The organism is Amycolatopsis sp. NPDC048633 (genome assembly GCF_040650695.1).
Classification (GTDB): domain Bacteria; phylum Actinomycetota; class Actinomycetes; order Mycobacteriales; family Pseudonocardiaceae; genus Amycolatopsis.
The window spans coordinates 43,250-69,039 of record NZ_JBEZHS010000006.1 but is presented as its reverse complement, the minus strand read 5'-3'; the positions used below and the strand labels follow the sequence as shown (position 1 = coordinate 69,039).

Genomic DNA, 25,790 nt, shown 5'->3' with positions numbered 1-25,790 from the left:
TTTAGCCGCGCACGGTCACGACCAGCGTCCGGCTCACCCCGTTGACCGTCACCGAAAGCCGGGCGACACCCGGTCGCAGCGCCGTCAGGACACCGGAAGCGGGATCGAACGCGACGACACCGTGCCCGACCGTCCAGTCCGCGCTCACCGGGTACGCCACCGGCACGTCCCGGGTCCCCTGCCGCAGCGTCGCGCGGACGTCGGCGCGGTCGCCGGGCGTCAGCGACGCCGGCCCCGAAACCGTCAGCGAGTCGACGTTCGGCCGCGTCTCGAAGCGCACCGGCTGCGCCCGGTCGGCCGGGTCGACGCGCAGCAGCGTCCAGCCGACGAACCCGCCGTCGCCGGGCGCGGCCGCGGGCGCCTTGCCCGAGTTGCCGTTGACCAGGTACGGCACGCCGTCCACGCGCGACAGCGAGAACACGCCGGCGTGCGAAGCCACCGAAGCGGCCGGCTTGCCGGACGCCTGCTCGAACCCGGTGAGCCACTGGGTCAGCAGCGTGGCTTCCTTCCGGTCGCCGAGCTGGGAGTTCCCGGTCGGGCTCGGGTCCTTCACCGGGTGGTGCATGGCGACGACGACGCCGCGCACGGACCGGTCGGCGGCCGCGGAATCCAGGGCCGAGCGCAGCATCCGGACCTGGTCGAACCCACCCGCCCGCAGCGAACCGCGCGAGGAGTCCATGAGCACCAGCCGGATGCCGTGCACGTCGACGACCTGGTGCGTCACGCCGAAGGCGGCCTGGAAGTTGGCGAGGCCGTTGCCGCCCTCGGCTTCGTGGTTGCCCGGCACGTAGTACCAGGGCACCTTGCCGTCGAGCTCCTCGGTGATCACCTGCTTGGCCAGCACGAAGTCGGGCGCCGTGCCGCGGTCGACGAAGTCGCCGTTGATCAGCACCAGGTCCGGTTTCGCCGCGACGGCCTCGCGCAGGGCTCGGCGGGCCTGCGCGACCAGCGGGCCCGCCGGGTCGTCCGCGGTGAACTGCGCGTCGCTGACGACGGCGACGCGCAGGCCACCGGTCAGGGTGCCGTCGGTGACCAGCGCCGGGTCGTGCGGCGCCGGGTCGTGCGGCGCCGGGTCGGCGGGCACCGCCGTCGTCGGCGCCACCTCGAAGGTCAGGTCGTCGAACACCAGGTGGCCTTCGTACTGCTGGTCCGGCACGTTCTCGACGGCGTAGAAGCGCGCCAAGCGCTGACCGTCGGGCAGGCCGGCCGGGATCGCGGCCGTGACGTACCGCCAGCCCGTCCAGTCCACGCTCAGCGACAGGTCCACGATGGACGCGACGTTCGCCGCGTCCCGCAGCTCCGCCCGCAGCCACGCGCCCTTGCCGTCGCCGTTCACCCACAGCCCGGCCTTCTGCGTGCCCGGCGGCACCGGCAAGGCCGCCGACGGCGTCACGTACGCGGCGCGCGTGGCGGTCGTGCCGGTGAGCCGGTAGTCCAGCGCGAGGCCCTGGCCGCCGTCCCGGCCGGGTGCCGCGGACAGCGCCGCGCCGACGACCGCCGGGAACACCGTGGCCGCCCAGCCAGCCGGCCCGTCCAGCGGCGACGCGACCTGCGGCACGGTCCCCACCGAGGTGGCCAGGTGGGTGGTGAGCCCGGCCGCGGTCGCGGTGATCGCGCTCGCGCCGGACGCGGTCAGCGCGGTCACCTCGTACCCGTCGCCCGAAGGCTCGACCCGCACGACGGAGTGGTCGTAGCCGAGCTTGACGTCGTCGGGCTCCAGCCAGGTGCCGTAGCCGTCGGCGTCGTAGCCGTAGACCTCGAACGTGCTCTTGGCGCCCACACCCGAGAGCGCGACCTGCTCGGTGCTCGTGCCGAGCCGGACCGGCTTGCCCAGCACCGAAAGCGCCGTCTTCCCGGACGCGCGGCCGGCGCGCGCGACGACGTCGACGCCACCGGCGCCGTGGCCGGTGACGACCCCGCGGGTCACCGTGGCCCGCCGCGGGTCGGAGGTGCTCCAGCGCGGGTCGGCGGCGACCGCGGCGCCGGTCTCGTCGTGGCCGTCGGCGACCAGGTGCCGGGTCAGGCCGGTCAGCACGCGGTTCGCGTCGCCGGTGGCCACGGCGGGCACCGGGGAGAACGCCGTGAGCTTGCCGCTGCCCGGCACGGTCGCGAACCCGATCCCGTTGGGCACCAGGCGTTCCCCGCCGTCGGACGGCGCGTTCCGGATGCTCGGCGCGGCTTCGCCCTCGTTGCGCGCCAGGAGCGTCGACGAGCCGCCGCCGTCGAGGTTGATCGCGTCGTCGGCGCCGAGGCTCTTCAGGTGCCGCGCCAGCTCCAGCTCGGTCATCCCGCGGCTGTCGGCCTGGCGTCCGTCCACAGTGGCCAGCCACAGGCGCTTGCCGTCGGCGGAGAAGCCGACCGCCGTCCGCGGGTGCATGGCGACGTCGTCGACCGGCTGCACGACGCCGTCGCGCAGCAGGACTTCGTTGCCGCCGACAGCGACCGCGATCTTCCCGGCGTCCGAGCGCGGCGCGTACGTCACGCCCACCGGGTCGCCCGGCTTGAGCGACGCGAGGGCGTCCGCCCCGGCTTCGCGGGCCAGCAGCAGCGTGGTGCCCGCCGCGATGGGTCCGTCCGCGGGAACGTCGCGTACCTGGGTGACGACGCCATCGCGCAACTCCACCTCGACGACCCGCTGGGCCCCGGCCACCGACGTCCGGCGACCGGAAGCGCCCCACAACGGCGTGTAGACGCCGATCGCGTCGCGGTCGAGCACCGGGCTGTTGAAGTTCGTGGCCCGCACGGTGCCGCCGGGCAGCGTCACGGTGGCTTCGAGGAAGACCGAAGCCAGCCGCGCCTTGCCCTCGTCGGTGACCGCGGCGGTGTAGTTGTGGCCGGCCGCGGGCGCGGTCTGCAGCTGCCCGTGGTCGATGCCGACGCCGATCGGCGCGCCGGTGGCGTTGATGTCGAAGAAGTCACCGTTCACGCCGGCGACCGCGCCGGTGCGCGCGACCTGCTGCGAAAGCGGCGTGCGCGCGGAAACCGTGCCGGGGCTCAGATAAGTCGGCTTCACGACCTTGCTGCCCAGATCGACGGCGAGGGTGTCGCCGCGGATCCAGCCCGCCGGGTCGAAGCGGTCGAACTGGGTGAGGTTCAGGCCGGGCGCGACCTCGGTGGTCGCGCTGCCGGTGACGAGCCCGTCGTCGGGGTCCGCGGCGGCGAAGGCGGCCGGGCCCTGGTGGTCCGACGACGCGGCGGGCGCGGCCTCGACCGGCGGTGTGCCGAGCGGCGCTCTGAGCGGGTCGGCGTGGGCGGGAACGGCGAACGCCGTCGCGACCAGGGCGACGAACGGCAGCAAGACGCGTGACTTCTTCACCAGGTACCCCAGTATCGAGTGAGAGAGTGAGCCGGACCAGCACAGCGCAGTGGCACGGCCGGGGGAAGACTTCCCGGTGAACGCCGCCTGAATGGTCTAGAACAGCTCGCGGGTCAGGCCGTGAAAGGGGCCCGGAGGAAGTGTTCGGCGATCGCGGTGTCACCGCTGAGCCGCGGCGGGGTGGCCGAGCGCTTCCACAGGTGCAGCAGGAGTTCCCGCGCCGTCGCCTCCGCGGTCGCGGCGGGCTCGGCGGCCGGGCCGAGCGCGGGCGGTTCGCCCGGGTGCAGCGTCCAGGCGTCGCCGGTGTCGGTGGTGCGCAGCGCGAGTGGCGCGGCCAGCGACGGCGCGGCATGCCAGCGCGTGACGCGCGGGAGCCAGACGCCGAGGACCTCGTCGACGCCGTCCGCGGCCACGGCCGGGTCGAGCACGTACGCGCTCCCCGAGTCGGCGAGGTGGACGGCGGTTTCGTGCACCTGGCGGCGGAACCAGAACGCCTTGGTCTTCTCGGTGCCGCCGAAGTGCCAGCACCGGTCTTCGGGAGTGGCCTGCTCGAGGGCGTCGAGGAGCAGTCCGGCGCTTTCGGCGTACCAGGACGCCTGGTCGGCGCCGGGACCCGCTTCGAAGTCCTGGGACTGCGGCTCCCCGGTGGTGACGACGGCGGCCGCCCAGCGGTGGACGTGGCCGAGGTGCGTGCCGAGGTCGGCCAGGGTCCAACCGGCGCAGTCGGGCACCTTCGCGGCCGGGTCGCCGACGCGCAGGGCCTCGGCGAACGCGCCGGTCAGCTCCCGCAGCACGGGGAGGTAGTCGCGGGCCGGGAACGGCATCGTCGTCACGGGTGCTCCTGGTGAGAACCGGGGCCACGCGCGGGCGTGGCCCCGGTGCCGATCACAGGTCGGGGAACCAGAGCTTCAGCTCGCGCTCGGCCGACTCCGGCGAGTCCGAGCCGTGGACCAGGTTGTACTGGGTCTCCAGCGCGAAGTCGCCGCGGATGGTGCCCGGGATGGCCTTCTCGACCGGGTCGGTGCCGCCGGCCAACTGGCGGAACGCGGCGATGGCGCGCGGGCCCTCGACGGCGAGCGCGACCAGCGGGCCCGACGTGATGAACTCCAGCAGGTCGCCGAAGAACGCACGCTCCTTGTGCTCGGCGTAGTGCTCCTCGGCCAGGGCCTGCGGAACGGTCCGCAGCTCGAGGGCGGCGAGCTTCAGGCCCTTGCGCTCGATCCGCGAGACGACCTCGCCGACGAGGCCGCGCGCGACGCCATCGGGCTTGACGAGGACCAGCGTGCGTTCAGTCACGACGGTGTTTCTCCTTGATCCTGTTTCGGGGGTCCGGGTGGCGAAGCCCCCGGCCCGGGGCGAAGCCCCGGATGTCATGAGTACGGGGGTGCGTGTCGGTGCGCGTGAGCGTAGCCGACCCTGCTCAGGTGCCCGATTCGCCGGTCGAAATCCGGTCCGCGACGTCATGAACGACTCTTTCAGGTCGCCGGACGTCATGAACGAGTCGTTCATGACATCCGGCGCCGCGGCCGGAGCGGAGGTCAGCGGCCCTGCGGGTGCAGCTTCTTCGACCACAGCGACGCGCCCGTGGCGTCGCGCAGGTCCACTGTCAGGTCGCCGCTTCCGGCGTCGATGTTCAGCTCGCCGAAGTGCTGGAAGCCGTCGATCGGGGCCGTGTTCGCGAGCGGTGGGGCGTGGACGAACACCGCCTCCGGGCCGAACGTCGGGTCCAGCGCGCTCGGGCCGAACGCGCCCGCGTTCAGCGGCCCGGACACGAACTCCCAGAACGGGTCGAAGTCCTGGACGGCCGCGCGGTCCGGCGAATAGTGGTGCGCCGCCGTGTAGTGGACGTCCGCCGTCAGCCAGACCACGTTGCGGACGCGGCGGCGCTGGATCTCCCGCAGCACCCACGCCAGCTCCGTCTCACGGCCGCCCGGCGCGCCGGGCAGGTTGTTCGCCACCGCTTCGATCGCGGTGCCGTCCGGGACGACCAGGCCCAGCGGCATGTCCGCCTGGACGATCTTCCACGTCGCCGTGCTGCGGCCGAGCGCGTCGGCCAGCCAGCGCGCCTGCCGGTCACCGAGGATGTAGCCCGGCTTCGTCTGGTCGGCGGTGTTCGCGTTCCGGTAGGTCCGCATGTCCAACACGAAGATCTCGGCGCGCGAGCCGTACTCGAAACTGCGGTAGACGCGGCCGTCGATGGCTCGGCGCGAGTCGATCGGGTGCCACTCGTGGAACGCCTGGTACGCCCGCGGCGCGAGCACGTCGACGCGCTTCTCGGTGTAAGCCGGGTTGTCGAGGATCTTGCCCGGGTACCAGTTGTTCAAGACCTCGTGGTCGTCCCACTGCACGTAGGCGGGCACCTGGGAAAAGAACCGCTTGAAGTTCTCGTCGAGCCGGTTGTACGCGTGCTGGCCGCGGAACTCCGCCAGGGTCTCGGCGACCTTGGCCTTCTCCGCCGTGACGACGTTGCGCCACGTGCGACCGCCGGGCAGCGCGACCGTCTCCGTCAGCGGGCCGTCGGAGTACACCGTGTCGCCGCTGTGCAGGAACACGTCCGGGCGGCGGGCGGCCATCGCGGAAAAGATCGTCATGCCGCCCAGCGCGGGGTTGATCCCCCAGTTCTGGCCGACGACGTCGCCCGACCAGAGGATCCGGGTGTCGCGGCGGCCCACCGGCGCGGTGGCGAACCGGCCGGTCAGCGGCTCGCTCGTCGCGCGCCCGTCGAGGGACTCCGCCGTGACGCGGTAGTGGTACTCGGTGCCGGGCGCGAGGCCGGCGACGCGGACCTGCCCGGTCCCGCCGGTGGACGGCCCGGCGAGCGGGCCGGGCACCCGGCGGGCGTGCCGGAACGACGGGTCGCGCGCGATCTCGACGACCAGCCGCGACGGCCGGTCGGCGCGCGACCAGACGATCGCCGAGCCCGGCGTGACGTCGCCGGACTGGACGCCGTGGGTGAGCACCGGCCGGTCGCCGCGCAGCAGCGGGGTCGCGGCGAAGGCCGTCGATGGCAGCACGAGCGTGGCGGCGGCGCCGGTGAGACCGGCCTTGAGCAGGGTGCGGCGGGAGTGGTGGGTCGGTTCGGTCATGCGCGGTTTCTATCCCGCCCCGGCCAACGCCGGTTTGCGTGCGGGTGAACGAATCCCCGGGTTTTCCCCCATGTCCGCGCGTCGTGTCCCTCGGTAGCGTGGCGATCACGACAAGGGGGTCAGATGAGACCATTCAGGAAAACCCTGGCGGTTCTGACAGCGGCACTCACCATCACCACTCTCGGCACCGCCGTCGCGGAAGCCGGGGAAACCGGCGGAAAAGCCGTCCTCCGCTACACCGAACACGGCATCCCGCACATCGTCGCGAAGGACTACGCCGGACTCGGGTACGGCTACGGCTTCGCGGCGGCGACCGACAACGTCTGCGAGCTCGCGAACATCTACCTCACGGTGAGCGGGCAGCGGTCGAAGTACTTCGGCCCGGAGGGCGGCGGCTACCCGTCGCTGTCCGAGGCGGAGAGCAACCTGCACAGCGACCTGTTCTTCCAGCGGATCAACGACTCCCACGTCGTCGACCGGCTGGTCGCGCAACCCGCACCGCTGGGGCCGCGGCGTGAGGTCCGCGAGGTCGTTTCCGGCTACGTCGACGGGTTCAACGCCTACCTCGCGCGCACCGGCCGCGCCGGCATCTCCGACCCGGCCTGCCGCGGCGCCGGCTGGGTCCGGCCGATCACCGAGCAGGACTTCTACCGGCACTACTACGCCATCGCGATCACCGGCGGCCAGGGCGTCGTCACCGAAGGCCTGTTCACGGCGCCGCCGTCCGGCGCGACGCCCGCCCCGGGCACCGGCGGCCAGCTGTCGGCGAAGGTCGCGCAGGCGCTGAACGGCAGCGGGCTCGGCAGCAACGGCATCGCCATCGGCGCGGAGTCCGCCGCGGCCGGCCAAGGCAGCGTGCTGCTCGGCAACCCGCACTACCCGTGGCAGGCCGGGCGCCGGTTCTGGCAGAGCCAGCTGACCATCCCCGGCCGCCTCGACGTCGCCGGCGCGAGCCTGCTCGGCATGCCGTTCGTCCAGATCGGGCACACCGCGGACGCGGCCTGGACGCACACGGTGTCCACGCCGGTCACGTTCGGCCTCTTCGAGGTGCCGCTGAAGGCGGGCGACCCGACGACCTACCTCGTCGACGGCAAGCCGGAGAAGATGACCTCCCGCGACGTCACCGTCCAGGTGCGCCAGGCCGACGGCTCGCTGAAGCCGGCCCGCCAGACCTTCTGGGCGACGCGGTACGGGCCGGTGATGAGCGACTTCCAGGGCATTCCGCTGCCGTGGACGACGAAGTCGGCGTTCGCCGTGCGCGACGCCAACGCGACGAACATGCGCGGCCTCAACACGTGGTTCGAGCTGGACCAGGCCCGCAGCACGGCCGACATCGTCCGCGCGCTGAGCCGCACGCAGGGCGTCCCGTGGGTCAACACCATCGCCACCGACCGGGCGGGCAACGCGCTCTACGCCGACATCCAGGTCGTCCCGCACGTCACCGACGAGCAGGCCGAGGTGTGCAGCACTCCCCTGGGGCGGCAGACCTTCCCGGAAGTCGGACTGGCCATTTTGGACGGATCGAAGTCGTCGTGCCAGTGGGGTTCCGACCCAGGCGCGCTCGAGCCGGGCATCTTCGCGCCGTCGCGGCTGCCGCGGCAGCAAAGCCGGGACTACGAGCTGAACACGAACGACAGCGCCTGGCTGGCCAACGCGAAGGCGCCGATCACGGGCTACCCGCACATCGTCGGGGACATCGGCACCGAACGTTCGCCGCGCACGCGGGAAGCGCTGCTCACCGCCGAAAAGGGCGGGTTCACGACGGACTCGATGAAGAAGATGCTCTTCGCCGACCACAGCCTGTTCGCCGACCTCACGGCGGCGGACCTGGCGAACCTGTGCGCGTCCTTCCCGGGCGGGCAGGCGCCGTCGTCGTCCGGCCCGGTGCCGGTCGGGCCGGCGTGCTCGGCGATCGCGAACTGGGACCACACGTACACGCTGGACACGCGGGGTTCGCTGCTGTTCCAGCGGTTCGCCGCGCGGCTCGGCAACGTCGACCGGTTCACCGTGCCGTTCGATCCGAAGGCGCCGCTGACCACGCCCAACACGCTCAACGTCGGGAACGCGGACGTGCGGAAGGCGTTCGGGGACGCGCTGGTGGAGCTGCGCACGGCCGGGCTGGCCCCGGACGCGAAGCTGCGTGACGGCCAGGCGGTCACCCGCAACGGCGAGCGCATCCCGATCCACGGCGGCCCGGGCTTCCTCGGCGTGCTCAACGTGATGACGCCGGCGTGGGACCCGGCCCACGGCAACGTGGAGGTCCAGCACGGGTCCAGCTACATCCAGGTGGTCGGCTTCCGCGGGCGCGCGTGCCCGGACTCCTCGACGGTGCTGACGTACTCGCAGTCGGCGAACCCGAAGTCGCCGTACTTCAGCGACCAGACGAAGCTCTACAGCCGGGGTGAATGGGTGAAGGAACGCTTCTGCGAAGCCGACATCCTGCGCTCCCCCGCGCTGCGGGTCGTCGTGCTGCGGTAGGTCAGGGCTGGGGCTGCTGCTGGCTCGCGAGGGTGCCGGCCGCCATGCGGCGGGCGACGTCCTTGCGCAGCCACAGCAGCCACAGCCAGATCGCCAGGAACACCACGCCCAGCACCGCGATGGCCGGCAGCCAGAACACCAGCGCGATCAGCACCACCTGCAGGCCGAGGATGACCGGCACCGCCCACGGCCGCTTGACGAACCCGCACGTCACGATCAGCACCAGCGCGACCGCCAGCACCGTCCAGCCGGTGCCCGTGCTGATCCCGCCGCCGAGCTTGTTCACCACCGGGAGCGCCAGGGCGACGGTGATCGCCTCCATGATCAGCGTTCCCGACATCACGCCGCGGAAGCCCTTCATCGGGTCCTTCGGCTTGGGGGCTTCGGGCGTCTCACTCACGCCGGCTCCTTTCCGAACAGCGTCCGCGTCTCGCCCGCGGTGACCACCGAGCCGGTGACGAGCACGCCGCCGCCCGCGAGGGGCTCTTCGGGGTCGTCGCTGGTCTCGACCAGCGCGATCGCCGTCTCGATCGCCGTCTCCAGGTCGGTCTCGGCCACCACCCGGTCCTCGCCGAACACCGAGATGGCCAGCTCGTTCAGCTCTTCCAGCGGCATCGAGCGCGGCGACGAGTTGCGCGTCACGACGATGTCGGACACCACCGGCTCCAGCGCGTCGAGGATGCCGCGGGCGTCCTTTTCGGCCATCACGCCGACCACCGCGACCAGGCGGCGGAAGGCGAACTCCTCGGCCACGGTCGCCGCGAGCGCGCGGGCGCCGTGCGGGTTGTGGGCCGCGTCGATCATGACCGCCGGGGCCGCGCGGACCCGCTCGAGCCGGCCGGGCGTCTCGACCTCGGCGAACGCCTCACGGACGGCCTCGACGACCAGCTGCTTGTCCTTGCCCGCCCCGAAGAACGCCTCGACCGCGGCCAGCGCGAGCGCGGCGTTCGCGGCCTGGTGGGCGCCGTGCAGCGGCAGGAAGATCTGCTCGTACACCCCGCCGAGGCCCTGCAGCTTCAGCATCTGCCCGCCGACGGCGATCTCGCGCTCCAGCACGCCGAACTCGCTGCCCGCGCGGGCGACCGCGGCGTCGACCTCGACGGCGCGGTCGAGCAGCACCTTCTGGACCTCGGGGTCCTGCTCGGCGATGACCGCGACCGAGCCGGCCTTGATGATGCCCGCCTTTTCGCGCGCCGCGCCGAGGATGTCCGGGCCGAGGTACTCGACGTGGTCGATGCCGATCGGCGTGATGACCGCGACGTCGGCGTCCGCGACGTTCGTGGCGTCCCAGGCGCCGCCCAGGCCCGCTTCGAGCACGGCGGCCTCGACCGGCGCGTCGGCGAACGCGGCGAACGCCATCCCGGTGAGGATCTCGAACTTGCTCATCGCGACGCCGTCCGCGGCGGCACCGTCCACCATGGACACGTACGGGGCGATGTCGTTCCACAGCTCGGCGTAGCGGGCGGCGGAGATCGGCCGGCCGTCGAGCGCGATCCGCTCGGTGACCAGCTGCAGGTGCGGGCTGGTGTAGCGGCCAACGCGCAGGCCCATCCGGGTCAGCAGCGAGTCGATCATCCGGGCCGTCGAGCCCTTGCCGTTCGTGCCCGCGATGTGCAGCACGGGGTAACCGTGGTTCGGCTCGCCCAGCAGCTGCGTCAGCGCCGAAATGCGGGTCAGCGACGGCTCGATCTTGGTCTCCGGCCAGCGCTGGTTCAGCTCGGCCTCGACGGCCATCAGCTCGCGCCGGGCCTCCGGGCCGTCCGGGCTGCCGTACGCCTCGGGTTCGCCCTGGTCGTCGAGCTCGTGCAGCTCGGTGTCCTCGGGCACGTTCAGGTCGGGCACCGGGCCGGTGGCGAGGTTGTCGCCGAGCTGGCCGACGCCGCCGATCCCGCCGCGCGAGCCGCCGCCCACGTCGAACGCGGTGTCCGGCGCGTCGAGCTCCGGGTCGTGGTCGTCGGAGTCTTCGTAGGCTTCGGCACCCAGCTCGTCGACGCCCGCGAAGCTGTCCAGATCCGACAGGTCCGGCTTTCGACCTGTCTCATCCTGCGGCACTGAATCTCCTCCGGCCTGGGGTTTTCGCACTTGCCTTCCGAGTCTACGTGCGCGGGAGGTGGCACTCTCGACGCATGCCGTTCAACCACAACGACCACTACCACCCGCTGCTGCTGGACCAGCTGCCGCCCGGGCCGGGGATCGCGCTGGACGTCGGGTGCGGCACCGGCCGGTTCGCGCGGCGGCTGGCCGCGACCGGCATGGCGGTGGAAGCGGTCGACGTCTCGGCCGCGATGGTCGAGGCGGCGGCGGGCCTGGGTTCGCCGGGGCCGGGCAAGATCGTCTACCGGCAGGCCGACGTCACCACCGACCCCCTGCCGCCGGCGCACTACGACTTCATCTCGTGCCTGGCGTCCCTGCACCACATGCCGTTCGAAACGGTCGCGAAGCTGCGCCGCGCCCTGGTGCCCGGCGGCGTCCTCGTGGTCCTCGGCCTCGCGAGACCGAGCACGCCCGCGGACTGGGCGCGGGCCATCGCGGCGGTCCCGGTCAACGCCCTCGCGCGGCTGGTCGTCTACGCCGGCGAGCGGCTGAACGGCGGCGGGGAGGACGGCCCGCAGGCGCCGGTCGTCGACGTCTACCCGACCCTGGCCGAGGTGCGCCGTGAAGCGGCCCGGCTGCTGCCCGGGAGCACCGTCCGGCCGTTGCTGTTCTGGCGCACGCTGATCACTTACCGTGAGCACGGCGAGGGTGACCCTACAGGCGGGTGAAGTCCGCCCCCTCGCCGTCCGGTGCTCGCTAGATGTGGAAGGAGCGTTTCCGCCAGCGAGAACGAGGTCTTCATGCGCATCCCCCGGCTGCTCACCGCCGTCCTCTCGGCCGCCATCCTGCTGCCGGCATCGGCCACCGCCGCCTCCGCGGCGGCCATCGGCAGCTACGTCGCCCTCGGCGACTCCTACACCTCCGGGCCGTTCATCCCGGTCCAGCGGGTCGACCCGCTCGGCTGCGGCCGGTCGACGGCGAACTACCCGTCGGTGGTGGCCGCGGCCCTGCACGCCGGGCGGTTCACCGACGTGAGCTGCGCCGGCGCGGACACCACGAACATGACGCGGCCGCAGGGCGTGCCCTTCAACGGCACCAACCCACCGCAGCTGGGCGCGCTGCGCATCGACACCGACCTGGTCACGCTCGGCATCGGCGGCAACGACTACGGCGTGTTCGGCAGCCTGATCTCGACGTGCCCGGGCCTGCGGGCGAGCGACCCGACGGGCAACCCCTGCGAGGAGCACTTCGCCGGCTCGGTGACGTCGGCGATCGACAACATCGGCCCGCGGGTCGAGGCGGTGCTCGCCGCGATCCACGAGCGGTCGCCACGGGCGCGGGTGCTGGTGGTCGGCTACCCGCGGATCGCGCCGGACCGGGGCTACTGCCCGGACGTGCTGCCGTTCGCCGACGGCGACTACGCGTGGCTGAACACCGTCGAGGAGACGCTGAACCGGACGTTGGCCGACGCCGTGGACGGGGACGGGGACGCGGAGTTCGTGGACACCTTCGGCCCGTCGCGCGGCCACGACGCCTGCGCTCGCGGTGGCTCGGCCTGGATCAACGGCAAGAACCAGAACATCTTCGAGGCCGCCGCCTACCACCCGCTGAAGACCGGGATGGCGGGCATCGCCGCGGTGGTGCTCAAGTCCCTGCGCTGAGGAACTCCAGCACGATCCGGGCGAACTCGTCCGGTAGTTCGGCCGGGGCGCCGTGCCCCGCGTCGATCTCGGCGGCGCGCGCGTCCGGGATCGCGGCGATCAGCTCACGTTGCTGGTCCGCCGTGATCAGCCGGTCGTGCGCGCTGCCGAGCACGAGGACGGGCGCGGTGATCGTCCCGAGCACGTGTCTCAGGTCGACGGTCCGGTCGGCCTCGATCTGCCGGTCCGTTCCCGTCTCGATCATCGCGTCCAGGGTCTTGACCAGCTGTTCGTTGCTCTCGGCGGTGGCCTGCTCCCAGTAACGCGGGCCGAACGCCATCAGCGGGAGCATCCGGGCGAAGGTCCCGCTTTCGAGCAGGTCGAGCCAGTAGCGGAACTCGGCGTCCTGCCGTGTGTCGGTGACCGGCCACGCGGCGTGCAGGACCGCTCTCCGGACGCGATCCGGGCGGGTGCCGGCCAAGTGGGCCGCGACGACCCCGCCGAGGGAGTGGCCGACGACGCAGGCCGCGTCGACCCCCGCGTGGTCCAGGACGGTTTCGGCCTGGGCGGCGAGGTCCTCGATGGTGATCGGGCCGCCGTCGTCGGTGGTCAGGCCGGAGCCGGGGAAGTCCGGGGCCAAGACGGTGTAGTCCCGGGCTTTTGCCGTCAACGGCCCCCACTGCTCGCGGGAGGCGGCGGTGCCGTGCAGCAGGAGCAGGGCGGGGCCGTCGCCGGTCCGGTCGTAGTGGACGACGGTGTCTTCGTACGTCACTTGCGGCACGGTCGTCTCCTTCAGGCGGCGCGGCGGGTGGCCGCGAACAGGGCGGGGACGACGGTGCGCAACGCCGCGGTGAAGGCCCGCGGGGCCTCCTGGTGCGGGATGTGCCCACTGCCGGCGATGACGTGCACCACGGCCCCGGGCGTCAGGGCGGCGCACTCGCGCGGGACGTCGAGGGGGATCTCGGTGTCGAGCTCGCCGTGCAGGTAGGCGATGGGGACGGTCAGCTGCGGCAGCCGCGGCCGCGGATCGTAGCGCGTGACCTCGGTGAACAGGTCGTCGAGGTAGACGCTCGAGTCGACGAGCTGGCGCACGGTCCAGTCGATGATCGCCTGCGAGGTGCCCGGGGCGAACCAGTGCGGCACCCAGCCGGCCAGCGTCCCCGGCCGGTCGTCGGCCAGCTGTTCCCGCAGGCCGAGGACCTTTTCCCGCATCGCGGCCGCCGGCCAGAAGGCCGGACCGTCCACCGCGACGACCCCGCCGACGAGCTCGGGGCGCGCCAGGGCCAGCTCGGTGCCGAAGACCGCGCCGAACGACGAGCCGACGACGACGGGCTTCTCGATTTCGAGCGCCTCGATCACGGCGGCGACGTCCGCGGTCAGGCCGTCGATGGTGTTGCCGTCGAGCGGGTGGTCCGACCGGCCGCAGCCGCGCCAGTCGAAGGTGACGACGCGGTGGTCGCGGACGAGGTCGGGCAGGCACGACTGCCAGACGCGGCCGCTCGTCCCCCAGCCGTGCAGGAACAACAGGGCCGGGCCGTCGCCGGCGTCTTCGTAGTGGAGGCGGGTGTTGTCGATGTCCAAGTGAGGCATGCTCTGAGCGTCGCTTCCGGGCGCTCGCGTTTCGAGGGGCAGTCGGCTCCTACACTCATCACGAACACTGATGAATGGGGTTCCGGTGGAACTACGGCAGCTTCGGTACTTCCTCGCCGTCGCCGAGGAGCTGCACTTCGGGCGGGCGGCCGAGCGGCTGCACATCGTCCAGCCGGCGGTGAGCCAGCAGGTCCGGCGGCTGGAGCGCGAGCTGGGGGTGGCGCTGTTCGGGCGGACGACGCGGAGCGTGTCCCTGACCGAAGCGGGTCAGCGGTTCCTGCCGCACGCGCGCGCCGTGCTCGCGGCGGCGGACCGGGCTTCTGATTCGGTTTCCGAGTTCCGCGCTTCCGGGGCTTTGGTCCGCCTGGGCACGAGCGAGGGGCTGGGCGACCGGCTGGACGTGCTGCTCGGCGCTTTTGCCCGGCTCGCGCCTTCGGCTTCTTTGGAGCTGGTCCACGCACCGACGGCACAGCGGCTCCAGCGGGTCCGGGACGGTTCGCTATCCGCGACCATCGTGCGGGGTTCGTGGCCTTCTTCGGGGTTGGATTTCACTCCCTTGTGGACGGACGAGGTCATGGTGGCGCTGCCTTCGTCGCATCCGCTGGCCTTTTCGTCCTCCGTCGCCTTCGCTTCGCTGGCTTCGCTTCCGGCGCGGTTGAGCCCGCCTTCGCGGAATCAGCCGTTGTACGACCTGGTGGTGTCGTGCTGCCGCGAGGCGGGGTTCGAGCCGGTGCTGGGCAAGGAGTTCACGACGGCGCAGGACACGTTGGCGACGCTGGGTTTCGGCCGTCCACACTGGACGGTTTTCTACCGGGCGCACGCCAATCTGCTGCCGATCCCGGGTGTGGCGTTTCGGCCGTTGGTGGACCCTTCACCGCGGATGCAGACGTACTTGGCGACGCCGGCGGACCGGCGGTTGACTCCGGAGCTGGTCGCGCTGATCGAAGCGGCGAGGGCCACCGAGGCTGACTGAGCAGCCCCCGATTTCCAGGCTACCGAAGGGGTACGACAAAGCCCGGCACTCCCGATGGAGCGCCGGGCCTCGAAGTCGACCTCAGGAAGCGGGCAGCGCCGCCAGCCGGGACGTGATGCGGTCGATGTCCGCCGCCGCCGTCTGCTTGCGGACCTTGATCTTCTCGACCACCTGCTCCGGGGCCTTCGCGATGAATGCCTCGTTGCCCAGCTTGGCCTCCGTCTGGGACAGCTCCTTCTCCGCCGCCGCCAGGTCCTTCTGGAGCCGCTTGCGCTCGGCCGCCACGTCGACCGTGCCCGACAGGTCCAGCTCCACCGTCACCACGCCGGCCGCCAGGGCCACCTCCAGGGACGCGCTCGCCGCGAACTCGGGAGCGGGATCCGTCAGCCGGACCAGCGAGCGGACCGCCGACTCGTGACCGCCCGTGTACCCCGCCAGGCGGGCCGCCACCTTCTGGCCCGGCTTCAGGCCCTGGTCCGCGCGGAAGCGGCGGATCTCCGTCACCAGCTTCTGGACGTCCGCGATGTGGGCGTCCGCCGAAGCATCCGCGTAACCCTCGAAAGCCGACGGCCAGGCCGCGACCACCAGGGACTCGCCGCCGGTCAGGGCCGTCCAGAGCTTCTCCGTGATGAACGGGATGAACGGGTGCAGCAGCCGCAGCACCGTGTCGAGCACGTGCCCCAGCACCGACCGCGTGGCCGCGACCCGCGCGTCATCCCCTTGGTACAGCTGGACCTTCGCCAGCTCCAGGTACCAGTCGCACAGCTCGTTCCACGTGAACTGGTAGAGCGCGCCCGCCACCTTCGCGAACTGGAAGTCCTCGAACAGGCCGTCCACTTCGGACACCAGCGCGCCGAGGCGGCCCAGGATCCAGCGGTCGGACTCCGTCAGCTCAGCGGCAGGAGGCAGCGGGGCAGCGACCGACGCCCCGTTCATCATCGCGAACTTCGTCGCGTTCCACAGCTTCGTGCAGAAGTTGCGGGAGCCGGCCGCCCACTCGTCGGCCAGGGCCATGTCCGCGCCCGGGTTCGCGCCGCGGGCCAGGGTGAACCGGGTGGCGTCCGCGCCGTACGCGTCCATCCACTCCAGCGGGTCGATCACGTTGCCGCGCGACTTGGACATCTTCTTGCCCTGTGCGTCACGGATCAGGCCGTGCAGGTAGACGTGGTCGAACGGCTGCTTGCCATCCATCTGCTGCACGCCGAACATCATCATCCGGACGACCCAGAAGAACAGGATGTCGTAGCCGGTCGACAGGACGCTGGTGGGATAGAACTTCGCCAGATCCTCGGAAGACGACGGCCAGCCCAGCGTCGACATCGGCCACAGGCCCGAGGAGAACCACGTGTCCAGGACGTCCGGGTCCTGGGTCCAGCCCTCGCCGGCCGGCGGCTGCTCGTCCGGGCCGACGCAGACGACTTCGCCGTCCGGGCCGTAGAAGACCGGGATCCGGTGGCCCCACCACAGCTGGCGCGAGATCGTCCAGTCGTGCATGTTGTCGACCCAGTCGAAGTACCGCTTGCCCAGTTCCGGCGGGTGGATCTTGGTGCGGCCGTCGCGGACCGCGTCGCCGGCCAGTTTGGCCAGCTCCTCGACCTTGACCCACCACTGCAGCGACAGCCGCGGCTCGACGACCGTGTCGCAGCGCGAGCAGTGGCCGACCGCGTGCACGTACGGGCGCTTCTCGGCCACGATCCGGCCGGCCTCCCGCAGCGCGGCGACGACCGCCGGGCGCGCCTCGAACCGGTCGAGGCCCTCGAACGGCCCCGGCGCGGTGATCTCGGCACGCTCGTTCATGATCGTCAGCATCGGCAGGTCGTGGCGGCGGCCGATCTCGAAGTCGTTCGGGTCGTGCGCCGGGGTCACCTTGACCGCGCCGGTGCCGAACTCGGGGTCGACGTGCTTGTCGGCCACGATCGGGATGCGGCGCCCGGTCAGCGGCAGCTCGACCTCGGTGCCGACCAGGTGCGCGTACCGCTCGTCGTCCGGGTGGACGGCGACCGCGGTGTCGCCCAGCATCGTCTCCGCGCGGGTCGTCGCGACCACGATCGCGTTGTCGCCGTCGCCGTAGCGGATCGAGACGAGCTCGCCGTCGTCGTCGTTGTGGTCGACCTCGATGTCCGAGAGCGCGGTCTGGCAGCGCGGGCACCAGTTGATGATCCGCTCGGCGCGGTAGATCAGGCCCTCGTCGAAGAAGTTCTTGAACACCGTCTGGACGGCCTTCGAGAGGTTCTCGTCCATGGTGAAGCGCTCACGCGACCAGTCGACGCCGTCGCCGAGGCGCTTCATCTGGCCGAGGATCCGGCCGCCGTACTCGGCCTTCCACTCCCAGACGCGCTCGACGAACTTCTCGCGGCCCAGGTCGTGGCGGGAAAGGCCCTCACCGGCGAGCTGGCGCTCGACGACGTTCTGCGTCGCGATGCCCGCGTGGTCCATGCCCGGCAGCCACAGCACCTCGTAGCCCTGCATGCGACGGCGGCGGCTCATCGCGTCCATCAGGGTGTGGTTGAGGGCGTGGCCCATGTGCAGGGAACCGGTTACGTTCGGCGGCGGCAGTACGATCGAGAACGGCGGCTTCTCCGACGAGGCGTCGGCCGTGAAGTACCCGGCCGCTACCCAGCGGTCGTACATCGGTGCTTCCTCGGCGGCCGGGTCCCAGGCACCCGGAAGGTCGGTGGTCTGCTGCGGAGCGTTCTCGGTCACAATGGACAAGTCTACGAACCCGTCACGGCGGGTCACCCAGGGGGAAGGCACTCTCCGATGGCAGAGCCTCAGCAGCCGCAGGATCCGGACGATCGGCGCCTGGAGACGCACCCCGACCTGATGAACCCCGACTGGCAGAAGTACGCCGAGCGGGACGCCTGGCTGGGCGCGAAGAAGGACCTCAAGAAGCGCCGCAAACGCGAGCACCGCACCAGCGGTCACCAGCCGGGGAACAGCCGGTGGCCCGGCGTGCTGGCGCTGCTGCTGGTCGTCGTCCTGGTCGTGGCGGCGGTCGTCGTGCACCAGATCCAGGGCATCGGCGTCAACGAGGACCCGTTCCTGTTCTTCGGCTCGTAACGCCCGGCCCCCGCTGTCGATGATCAGTCATCGACCTTGGGGGAAGCACGTGGACAACGACGACAACTTGCTCGATTCGCATCCGGACCTGATGGACCCGGACTGGCGCAAGCACGCGCAGACGGACGCCTGGCTGGGCGCCAAGAAGGATCGCAAGCAGCTCCGCAAGCAGCGGAAACGCGGCTCCCGGAAGCCCCGGCGCCGCTGGTGGATCTTCGCCGTGTTCGTGTTGATCCTCGCCGTGACCACCGCGGGGATCGTGCTGGTCGGCCGCCGGGCCCCGGCGCCGGAGGCCGCGCCGAACCCGACGCGGGTCCCGCAGTACGCCCGGGTCGACCTCTCCCGGCCCTTCGCGAACACCCCCGCCGACACCTGGCCGAAGGGCCTCGACGGCATCACGGCACCCGCCGCGGTCGCGGTCGGCGCCTTCAAGGCCGACGCGGTCGCGGACGCCTACGCGAAGGTCCGGCAGGTCATCGCGGCGGCGAGGCTGGACCCCGCCGTGCTCTACCAGCACGACTCGAAGGCCTACCTGGCCCTGTTCGCCATGGACTCCCGCGCGGCCATCAGCGCCGACCTCGAGCGGAAGCCCTCGAAGGACGGCCAGGCGGACGTCTCGACCTACCTCACCGAGATCGCCGACGGCCACCACCTGCTCGACCAGGGGCCGCGATCGTTCGGCAGCCTCAGCGCGCGAGCGGGGGAACGGCCCGGCGAACTGATCGTCGACGCGAAGTTCTCCATCGCCTACGCCTTCGACGCCGCTCAGCCGGAGCAGCTGAGCACCCCGGCCGAAATCGTCAGCTTCCTGCGCGCCGACGAAAGCTACGTGATCCGTCGCGGCACCGGCTTCCCCCACGGCGACGGCCTGTGGCCCTTCGGCGGCTCCAGCGCGTACTCGGCTGTCGGCTGCGCCGCCGCGAAGGACGGCTTCCTGGCACCCGGCTACGCCAACCCGCCGGCGCTGCCGACCAGTGGCGACCACCAGGACGCGCCCGGCTACTACGACCCGAAGTACCCGGTGCCGACCCTCGACGGCTGCCCCGACTGACCTGCCGTGAAGGGCACCTTCAGGGCCTTATGAGCCCTGAAGGTGCCCTTCACGGCGTTTGCGTCACATCCAGATGCACAGTCTGGACTGTACAGTTAAACTGTGTGCATGGGCGAAGTACCCGCACACGTCGCTGAAAGCGCCGGCTGGATCCGCGCGGTCGTCGCGCAACTGCACCGGCGGCTGCGCCAGGTCGACAACGCCGGCATCCTGACGCCGTCGCAGTCCGCCGTGCTCAACCGGCTCCACCGCGAAGGCCCCGCCACCCAGGGCGAGCTCGCGGCCGCCGAGCACGTCCGGCAGCAGTCGATGGCCGCCACCCTCGGCGTCCTCGACGAGCTCGGCTACCTCACCCGCACCCCCGACCCGGCCGACCGGCGCCGGGTGGTGATCGGCCTGTCCGAGGCCGGCTCCGACACCGTGCGCGGCATCCTCCAGCACCGCGACGAATGGCTCGCCCAGTCGCTGGCGGACGCGCTGTCCCCCGCCGAGCTCGACGCCGTCACCCGCGCGCTGCCGCTGCTGCAGCGCGTCGCCCAGCACTGAGAGGAGCTCCCACGAGCACCGTCACCGCCCCCGCCAAGTTCGGCGCCCGCCTGGTCACCCCGCTGGTGGCCGGCGCGGTGCTCAACCCGATCAACTCCACCCTCATCGCCGTCGCGCTCGTGCCGATCGGGCAGAGCTTCGGTGCCGGCCCCGGCCAGACGGCCTGGCTGATCTCGGCGCTGTACCTGGCCACCGCGGTCGGGCAGCCGGTGGTCGGGCTGCTGGTGGACCGCTACGGCGCCCGCCGCGTCCTGCTCGGCGGGGCGGTGCTGGTGATCATCGCGGGGATCGCGGGCATGATCCCGCTCTCGGTCGGCTGGCTGACCGGCGTGCGGGTGGTCCTGGGCCTCGGCACGTGCGCCGGCTTCCCGGCGGCGATGGCCGTGCTGCGCCACCACGCCGAAGCCAGCGGCCAGGGGGTGCCGGCCCGCGTGCTGTCGTTGCTGTCGATGTCCGCGCAGACGGTGATGGCGATCGGCCCGACGCTCGGCGGGGTGCTGATCGGTCTCTTCGGCTGGCCCGCGATCTTCGCCGTGAACATCCCGCTCGCCGGGCTGTCACTGGTGCTGGCATGGGCGTGGGTGCCGAAGGACGACCGCGGCGAGCGCACCGCCAAGCCGATCGACGTGCTCGGCATCGCGCTGTTCTCCGCGACGCTGCTCGCGCTCCTGTTCTTCCTGATGGACCCCGGCGCCGAGGCCTGGCTGCTCGCCGTCGTCGCCGCCTTCGGGACCGCGTTCACGCTGGTCGAGCTGCGGCGCGCCGACCCGTTCCTGGACCTCCGGATGCTCGCGGCCAACCGCGCGATCCTGCGCACCTACCTGCGGCAGGCGCTGAGTTTCATCGCCATCTACGCGATCATGTTCGGGTACGTCCAATGGCTGGAGACCACGCGTCACCTGTCCGAGGAGGCGGCCGGGCTGATGCTGCTGCCGATGTCCGGCACCGCCCTCTGCGCCGCGGCGTTCTCCGGGCGCGCGTCCGGGATCAAGGCGCGGCTGGTCACCGTCGCGGTGGCGCTGGTCGGCGGCTCGGCGCTGCTGCTGCTCGTCCACGACGGGACGTGGGTCGGCGCGCTGCTCGCGCTGGCCGCACTGTTCGGCCTGGCCCAGGGCCTGACCAGCGTCGTCAACCAGACGACGCTCTACCGTGAGGCGCCGGCCGCGCAGATGGGCACCGCCAGCGGGTTGTTCCGCACCGCCCAGTACCTCGGCGCGATCGTGGCCTCGACGCTCATCGCCCTCTGCTACGGATCGCACGCCGACTCGGCCGGGCTGCACCGGCTGGCGATCGCGCTGGTCGTCGTCAGCGTTCTCCTGCTGGCCGTCACCGTCGCCGACCGGGGCCTGCGAACCGCGAAGGTGTGACCACCCCCTGTTCGCGCATCCGGTCATCGAGGCGCACGATGAACACATGACCCGTGAAGCGCCGGCGCAGGACGTGGACGAGACCCGCCTCGAGGTGGGTAAGCCGAAGGGCTGGGCGGCCGGGATACCCGGCGTCGCCGTGTCGCTCGCGCGCAGCGTCGAACAGATGGGCACCGGCCGGACCGTCAAGGCGCTGCGGCTGCTGAACCAGCGCGAGGGCTTCGACTGCCCGGGCTGCGCGTGGCCGGAACCGCGTGAGGTCGACGGCGAGAAGCGCAAGCTGGCCGAGTTCTGCGAGAACGGCGCCAAGGCCGTCGCCGAGGAGGCCACGAAACGCCGGGTCGGGCGCGAGTTCTTCGCCGCGCACCCGATCGAGGACCTCCGGACGAAGACCGACTACTGGCTCGGCCAGCAGGGCCGCATCACCGAGCCGTTCGTGCTGCGCGCCGGTGCGACGCACTACGAACCGATCTCCTGGGACGACGCGTTCGAGCTCGTCGCCGGCGAGCTGAAGGCCCTGACCGACCCCAACGAGGCGATCTTCTACACCTCGGGCCGCACCAGCAACGAGGCCGCGTTCCTCTACCAGCTGCTGGTGCGCTCGTTCGGCACCAACAACCTGCCGGACTGCTCCAACATGTGCCACGAGTCCTCGGGCGCGGCGTTGCAGGCGACCACCGGCATCGGCAAGGGCTCGGTGAGCCTGGCCGACATCCACAAGGCCGACCTGATCGTCGTCGTCGGGCAGAACCCCGGCACCAACCACCCGCGGATGCTCTCGGCGCTCGAAGGGGCCAAGGGCAACGGCGCGCAGATCATCGCCGTGAACCCGTTGCCCGAAGCCGGGTTGATGCGGTTCAAGAACCCGCAGAACGTCCGCGGCGTCGTCGGCAAGGGCACGCCGCTGGCCGACGAGTTCGCCCAGATCCGCCTCGGCGGCGACCTCGCGCTGTTCCAGGCCGTCGGGCACCTGCTGCTGGCCTGGGACGAGGAAGCGCCCGGCGCGATCATCGACCGCGACTTCGTCACGCGGTCCACCGAAGGCTTCGACGACTACGCGAAGCACCTGCGGGAGATCGACTGGCCCGAGGTCGAGCGCGCCACCGGCCTGCCGCGCGAGCAGATCGAGCGCGTCGCGCGGATGATCGCGTCCTCGGAACGCACGATCTACTGCTGGGCGATGGGCCTGACGCAGCACAAGCACGCCGTGCCGACGATCTCCGAGATCGCGAACCTGGCGCTGGTGCGCGGCATGATCGGCAAGCCGGGCGCGGGCCTGTGCCCGGTGCGCGGGCACTCGAACGTCCAGGGCGACCGGACGATGGGCATCTGGGAGAAGATGCCGCAGTCCTTCATGGACGCGCTGGCCGGCGAGTTCGGCATCGAGGTGCCGCGCGAGCACGGCCTCGACACCGTCGACTCGATCCGCGCGATGCGCGACGGCGGCGGCAAGGTGTTCTTCGCCGTCGGCGGCAACTTCGCTTCGGCCACACCCGACACGGAGACGACCGCGAAGGCGCTCCAGTCCTGCTCGCTCACCGTGCACGTCTCGACGAAGCTGAACCGGTCGCACGTCGTGCACGGCCGCACCGCGCTGGTCCTGCCGACGCTCGGGCGCACCGAGCGCGACGTCCAGGCGAGCGGCGAGCAGTTCGTCACGGTCGAGGACTCGATGTCGCAGGTGCACACCTCGCGCGGGCGCCTCAAGCCGGCGAGCGAGCACCTGCTGTCCGAGGTCGCCATCGTCTGCCGGCTGGCCGAAACGCTGTTCGGCGCCGGGCACGCCGTGCCGTGGCGGACGTTCGAGGCCGACTACGACCTGATCCGCGACCGGATCGCGCGGGTCGTGACGGGCTGCGACGACTACAACCGCCGCGTCCGCGAGCCGGACGGGTTCGTGCTGCCGAACGCGCCGCGCGACTCCCGCGAGTTCACCGGCACCGCCAACGGCAAGGGCAACTTCGCGATCTCGGAGCTGGAGTACCCGCAGGTGCCCGAGGGCCGGCTGCTGCTGCAGACGATGCGCAGCCACGACCAGTACAACACCACGATCTACGGGCTTTCGGACCGCTACCGCGGGATCGAGAACGCCCGCCGGGTGGTCCTGGTGAACCCGGACGACGTCGCGGCCCTCGGCCTGACCGACGGCGCGATGGTCGACCTGGTCTCGGAGTGGCGGGACGGCGACCGCCGCGCGCCGTCCTTCCGGGTGGTGGCCTACCCCACGGCCCGCGGCTGCGCGGCGGCGTACTTCCCGGAGGCCAACGCCCTGGTGCCGCTGGACTCGGTGGCGGAGAAGTCGAACACGCCCGTGTCGAAGGCGATCGTGGTGCGGCTCGAACCCCGGCCCTGAAGACTCAGCCCTGGTAGTCGCGCTTCAACGCGTCGGTCATGTCGGTGACCACCGCCTGGACGTTGTCGAGGGTCGCCGGCGCGATCATCGCGGCCTCCGTGCCGCCGTCGGCGATGGCCATGCCCAGCACGACGTTCCCGGTGCGCACGGCGGCCCACTGCTCGGAGAACCCGGACTCGTCGCCGATGCCGGTGGCGAGCCGGACGCCCGAGTGGTCGCCGAGCGCGTCGGTCATCAGCTGGCTGGCCTTGACCGCCCCCTGGTCCGCGTCGGAGTCGGTGAACCGCACGACGGCGATCGTGACGAGCCGGTAGTCCTGCATGTTGGGCTTCCCGCGGCCGAGGTCGCGGGCGAACAAGCGCTTGCAGGTGGTGAGCTCGTTGCCCTCGGTGGAGCGGTCCTGGGGGACGACCTTGGCGTCGGCGGTCTTCACCGAGGTCGCCGGGACCTCGACGGTGCCGGGGGCGAGCCGGTCGCGCGCGCTCGGGCCGGGCAGCTTGCAGGCGTCGATCGAGTCGGGGTAGTGCGCCGAAGAGGACGACGACTGGCACCCGGCACACAGAACGGCGGAAGCGAGCACCGGAAGGAGCCACCCTCCGCGGGCAACGCTGTTGCGCATAGGTTCCGGACTTTCCGTATTTCCCGAAATTGACTTTCCGGATCGCCACCGGTCGGGTGATCATTTCCGGTCCGTCGTGCGGCGCCGCCGCCGACGGTCATCGCACCCTGCCTCACCAGGGACGAAGCGTCAAGACCAATCACCCTCGTGGTCCGCCGTGGTCCGGTCGGCGGAAAACGACCTTGCGGTGCTTCGCGCAAATTCTTCGCGCAATTTCGGGTATCCCGAGGAAAAGCCGGGCATTCCATTGCCGCGCGCGATCAATTCACGCAGACGACCCCGCTCGAGGTGATCGGGTCGTCGCCGGCGGCCGGGGCGCCGCCGCCCCCGGTCGTCCCCGGACCCGAGTACACCGACCCGAGCACGACCTCGATGTGGCCCGCCGGCACGGCCGCGGACTCCTGCGTCGCCAGCCCGCCCAGCAGCTTCGCGACCTCCGCGCCCCGCTGCGCGAGGTCGGCGCCGAAACTGACCAGCGAGGTCCGCCGCGAGCCGGTGTTGGCGGTCGTGCCCTTGGCGAACCCGTGGTCCCCCAGGAACCCGGACACGCGGGCCGCGAGACCGGCCTTCGGGCCCGCGTTGGAGACGTCGACGGTGACCGGGGCGGCCGTCGGCGTCGCGGGAGCGGCCGCGCCGACCATGGCCGCCGCGAAGGACTTCACCGCGGCCGGGTCCACCTGCACGGCCGTGGCCCGCGGGTTCTGCGGGTCGTACCGGTAGTCGCGGTTGACGACGGGGATCGTCTCGAACCGGATCCCGCCGCCGCTGACGCCCCGCATCTGCGACACGAAGTCGAGGAGGTTCCACGAGTTGTCGAGCACGACCGACCGCTTGACGGCCTCGATGAGGTCGGACAGCTTCCCGGGATCGGCCAGCGTCCCGGCCGAGAGCACCTGCCGCGCGAGGCTGGCGAGGAACACCTGCTGGCGCCGCACCCGGTCGAAGTCGCCGCCGATGAGGTTGTCGCGCTGGCGGACGAAGGCCAGCGCGTCCGCGCCCGAGATCCGCTGCGGCCCGGCCGGGAAGTCCGCCCCCGAGTTCTTGTCCTTCGTGGCCTGCTTCAGGCAGACGTCGACGCCGCCGACCGCCTTGCTGATCTCGGAGAAGCTCAGGAGGTTGACCTCGGCGAAGTGGTCGATCTTGACGCCGGTGAGGTCCTCGACCACCTGCCGCGTCGCGCGTCGCCCGGCGGTGAGGGCGGCCTGGTCGATCTTGGCCTTGTCGGTCTCCCCCGAGTCGCGCTGCCGCTTCGCTTCCGCGGCCTTCGCGCGGCCGAACGCGGCGTTGATCTTGCCCTTCCCGCCGGGCATGGACACGTAGCTGTCGCGCGGGATGGAGAACGCTTTCACGTCGTGCGTGCCGTTCGGGATCCGCAGCACGATGAGGGTGTCGGTGAGGTCGTCGCCGTTGGCGCCGGCTCGCAGCTCGCGCAGGACGTCCGGGGAAAGCGGCTTCCCCTCCTTGTCGGTCCGGGAGTCCCGGCCGACGAGCAGGATGTCGAGCGAGCCGTCGGCGGGCTGCTCCCCCGGCGGGGTGCCGCCGTCGGCGTCGATCACGCTGTCGCGCGAGACGTCGTCGAGGGCGTGAAGGTTCTCGTAGCCGTATGCGGTACCGCACAGAACCGCGAAGGCGAGCCCGGCGACGGCGATCTTCCCCAGTAGGTGCACGTCCTACCGA

At 71.8% G+C, this 25,790-nt stretch carries 20 protein-coding genes; 9 read left to right on the top strand and 11 right to left on the bottom strand.

Translation table 11 applies throughout. The features are described from left to right. Position 1: 1 nt before the first annotated feature. The 4 genes from AB0C38_RS14575 to AB0C38_RS14560 all read right to left on the bottom strand — a co-directional run bounded on the left by AB0C38_RS14575 (position 2) and on the right by AB0C38_RS14560 (position 6,402). Positions 2 to 3,316 carry a phosphodiester glycosidase family protein gene (locus AB0C38_RS14575; protein ID WP_360672118.1) on the bottom strand — a complete coding sequence of 1,105 codons (3,315 nt, stop codon included), beginning with the start codon at positions 3,314 to 3,316 and terminating at the stop codon, positions 2 to 4. Between the two features lie 113 nt (positions 3,317 to 3,429). After that, positions 3,430 to 4,149: a maleylpyruvate isomerase family mycothiol-dependent enzyme gene (locus tag AB0C38_RS14570; RefSeq protein ID WP_360672115.1), complete on the bottom strand. Its 720-nt coding sequence runs from the start codon at positions 4,147 to 4,149 to the stop codon at positions 3,430 to 3,432. A gap of 52 nt (positions 4,150 to 4,201) precedes the next feature. After that, on the bottom strand, positions 4,202 to 4,612 hold the full coding sequence (gene ndk, locus AB0C38_RS14565) for a nucleoside-diphosphate kinase (RefSeq protein WP_155545666.1): 411 nt from the start codon (positions 4,610 to 4,612) through the stop codon (positions 4,202 to 4,204). Positions 4,613 to 4,854: 242 nt separating this feature from the next. Then, positions 4,855 to 6,402, bottom strand: coding sequence for an alkaline phosphatase D family protein (locus AB0C38_RS14560; RefSeq protein ID WP_360672112.1), 1,548 nt, complete (start codon positions 6,400 to 6,402; stop codon positions 4,855 to 4,857). Positions 6,403 to 6,525: 123 nt separating this feature from the next. Between AB0C38_RS14560 and AB0C38_RS14555 the strand changes: the two genes are divergently transcribed. Then, the gene (locus tag AB0C38_RS14555) at positions 6,526 to 8,880 is read left to right on the top strand and encodes a penicillin acylase family protein (protein ID WP_360672109.1); all 2,355 of its coding nucleotides are present in this window, start codon (positions 6,526 to 6,528) and stop codon (positions 8,878 to 8,880) included. A 1-nt stretch (position 8,881) separates the two neighbouring features. On the opposite strand, the gene AB0C38_RS14550 is transcribed toward AB0C38_RS14555, so the two are convergent. Together AB0C38_RS14550 and AB0C38_RS14545 are read right to left on the bottom strand one after the other, a co-directional pair. Next, on the bottom strand, positions 8,882 to 9,241 hold the full coding sequence (locus AB0C38_RS14550) for a DUF4233 domain-containing protein (RefSeq protein WP_360672664.1): 360 nt from the start codon (positions 9,239 to 9,241) through the stop codon (positions 8,882 to 8,884). A gap of 35 nt (positions 9,242 to 9,276) precedes the next feature. Then, a complete protein-coding gene (locus AB0C38_RS14545; RefSeq protein WP_360672107.1) occupies positions 9,277 to 10,932 on the bottom strand; it encodes a folylpolyglutamate synthase/dihydrofolate synthase family protein in 1,656 nt (551 codons plus the stop codon). 74 nt (positions 10,933 to 11,006) lie between these two features. Here AB0C38_RS14545 and AB0C38_RS14540 point away from each other — a divergent pair, with 74 nt between their 5' ends. Both AB0C38_RS14540 and AB0C38_RS14535 read left to right on the top strand, forming a co-directional pair. Beyond that, on the top strand, positions 11,007 to 11,642 hold the full coding sequence (locus AB0C38_RS14540; RefSeq protein WP_360672105.1) for a class I SAM-dependent methyltransferase: 636 nt from the start codon (positions 11,007 to 11,009) through the stop codon (positions 11,640 to 11,642). A gap of 72 nt (positions 11,643 to 11,714) precedes the next feature. Beyond that, positions 11,715 to 12,575 carry an SGNH/GDSL hydrolase family protein gene (locus AB0C38_RS14535; protein ID WP_360672101.1) on the top strand — a complete coding sequence of 287 codons (861 nt, stop codon included), beginning with the start codon at positions 11,715 to 11,717 and terminating at the stop codon, positions 12,573 to 12,575. Here AB0C38_RS14535 and AB0C38_RS14530 read toward each other — a convergent pair. Further along, positions 12,559 to 13,335 carry an alpha/beta hydrolase gene (locus tag AB0C38_RS14530; RefSeq protein WP_360672098.1) on the bottom strand — a complete coding sequence of 259 codons (777 nt, stop codon included), beginning with the start codon at positions 13,333 to 13,335 and terminating at the stop codon, positions 12,559 to 12,561. The genes AB0C38_RS14535 and AB0C38_RS14530 overlap by 17 nt on opposite strands. Before the next feature lie 11 nt (positions 13,336 to 13,346). After that, the gene (locus AB0C38_RS14525) at positions 13,347 to 14,144 is read right to left on the bottom strand and encodes an alpha/beta hydrolase (protein WP_360672095.1); all 798 of its coding nucleotides are present in this window, start codon (positions 14,142 to 14,144) and stop codon (positions 13,347 to 13,349) included. Between the two features lie 85 nt (positions 14,145 to 14,229). Between AB0C38_RS14525 and AB0C38_RS14520 the strand changes: the two genes are divergently transcribed. Further along, positions 14,230 to 15,117, top strand: a complete 888-nt coding sequence (locus AB0C38_RS14520; RefSeq protein ID WP_360672091.1) for a LysR family transcriptional regulator — start codon at positions 14,230 to 14,232, stop codon at positions 15,115 to 15,117. Between the two features lie 81 nt (positions 15,118 to 15,198). Here the strand turns inward: AB0C38_RS14520 and AB0C38_RS14515 are convergent, their stop codons facing one another. Then, positions 15,199 to 17,820: a valine--tRNA ligase gene (locus AB0C38_RS14515; protein WP_360672088.1), complete on the bottom strand. Its 2,622-nt coding sequence runs from the start codon at positions 17,818 to 17,820 to the stop codon at positions 15,199 to 15,201. A gap of 57 nt (positions 17,821 to 17,877) precedes the next feature. Between AB0C38_RS14515 and AB0C38_RS14510 the strand changes: the two genes are divergently transcribed. The 5 genes from AB0C38_RS14510 to AB0C38_RS14490 all read left to right on the top strand — a co-directional run bounded on the left by AB0C38_RS14510 (position 17,878) and on the right by AB0C38_RS14490 (position 23,494). Next, positions 17,878 to 18,177 (top strand): hypothetical protein, encoded by a 300-nt coding sequence (locus tag AB0C38_RS14510; protein WP_360672085.1) that lies wholly within the window; start codon positions 17,878 to 17,880, stop codon positions 18,175 to 18,177. Between the two features lie 49 nt (positions 18,178 to 18,226). Beyond that, entirely contained in the window at positions 18,227 to 19,228 is a 1,002-nt protein-coding gene (locus AB0C38_RS14505; RefSeq protein ID WP_360672082.1) for a hypothetical protein, read from the top strand. Between the two features lie 108 nt (positions 19,229 to 19,336). After that, positions 19,337 to 19,774 carry a MarR family transcriptional regulator gene (locus AB0C38_RS14500; protein WP_360672079.1) on the top strand — a complete coding sequence of 146 codons (438 nt, stop codon included), beginning with the start codon at positions 19,337 to 19,339 and terminating at the stop codon, positions 19,772 to 19,774. A 65-nt stretch (positions 19,775 to 19,839) separates the two neighbouring features. Continuing rightward, positions 19,840 to 21,141 (top strand): MFS transporter, encoded by a 1,302-nt coding sequence (locus tag AB0C38_RS14495; protein ID WP_360672076.1) that lies wholly within the window; start codon positions 19,840 to 19,842, stop codon positions 21,139 to 21,141. 46 nt (positions 21,142 to 21,187) lie between these two features. After that, positions 21,188 to 23,494, top strand: coding sequence for an FdhF/YdeP family oxidoreductase (locus AB0C38_RS14490; RefSeq protein WP_360672073.1), 2,307 nt, complete (start codon positions 21,188 to 21,190; stop codon positions 23,492 to 23,494). Positions 23,495 to 23,498: 4 nt separating this feature from the next. Here AB0C38_RS14490 and AB0C38_RS14485 read toward each other — a convergent pair whose 3' ends face one another. Both AB0C38_RS14485 and AB0C38_RS14480 read right to left on the bottom strand, forming a co-directional pair. After that, a complete protein-coding gene (locus AB0C38_RS14485; RefSeq protein ID WP_360672070.1) occupies positions 23,499 to 24,074 on the bottom strand; it encodes a hypothetical protein in 576 nt (191 codons plus the stop codon). A gap of 299 nt (positions 24,075 to 24,373) precedes the next feature. Continuing rightward, positions 24,374 to 25,780 (bottom strand): LCP family protein, encoded by a 1,407-nt coding sequence (locus tag AB0C38_RS14480; protein WP_360672067.1) that lies wholly within the window; start codon positions 25,778 to 25,780, stop codon positions 24,374 to 24,376. Positions 25,781 to 25,790: the final 10 nt, after the last annotated feature.

What these genes read in the sequence shown, in the direction of transcription:
- AB0C38_RS14510 (WP_360672085.1), top strand. Translation starts at nt 17,878, where the DNA reads ATGGCAGAGCCTCAGCAGCCGCAGGATCCGGACGATCGGCGCCTGGAG.
- AB0C38_RS14490 (WP_360672073.1), top strand. Translation starts at nt 21,188, where the DNA reads ATGACCCGTGAAGCGCCGGCGCAGGACGTGGACGAGACCCGCCTCGAG.
- AB0C38_RS14550 (WP_360672664.1), bottom strand. Translation starts at nt 9,241, where the DNA reads ATGAAGGGCTTCCGCGGCGTGATGTCGGGAACGCTGATCATGGAGGCG.
- AB0C38_RS14560 (WP_360672112.1), bottom strand. Translation starts at nt 6,402, where the DNA reads ATGACCGAACCGACCCACCACTCCCGCCGCACCCTGCTCAAGGCCGGT.
- AB0C38_RS14535 (WP_360672101.1), top strand. Translation starts at nt 11,715, where the DNA reads ATGCGCATCCCCCGGCTGCTCACCGCCGTCCTCTCGGCCGCCATCCTG.
- AB0C38_RS14540 (WP_360672105.1), top strand. Translation starts at nt 11,007, where the DNA reads ATGCCGTTCAACCACAACGACCACTACCACCCGCTGCTGCTGGACCAG.
- AB0C38_RS14555 (WP_360672109.1), top strand. Translation starts at nt 6,526, where the DNA reads ATGAGACCATTCAGGAAAACCCTGGCGGTTCTGACAGCGGCACTCACC.
- AB0C38_RS14525 (WP_360672095.1), bottom strand. Translation starts at nt 14,144, where the DNA reads ATGCCTCACTTGGACATCGACAACACCCGCCTCCACTACGAAGACGCC.
- AB0C38_RS14500 (WP_360672079.1), top strand. Translation starts at nt 19,337, where the DNA reads ATGGGCGAAGTACCCGCACACGTCGCTGAAAGCGCCGGCTGGATCCGC.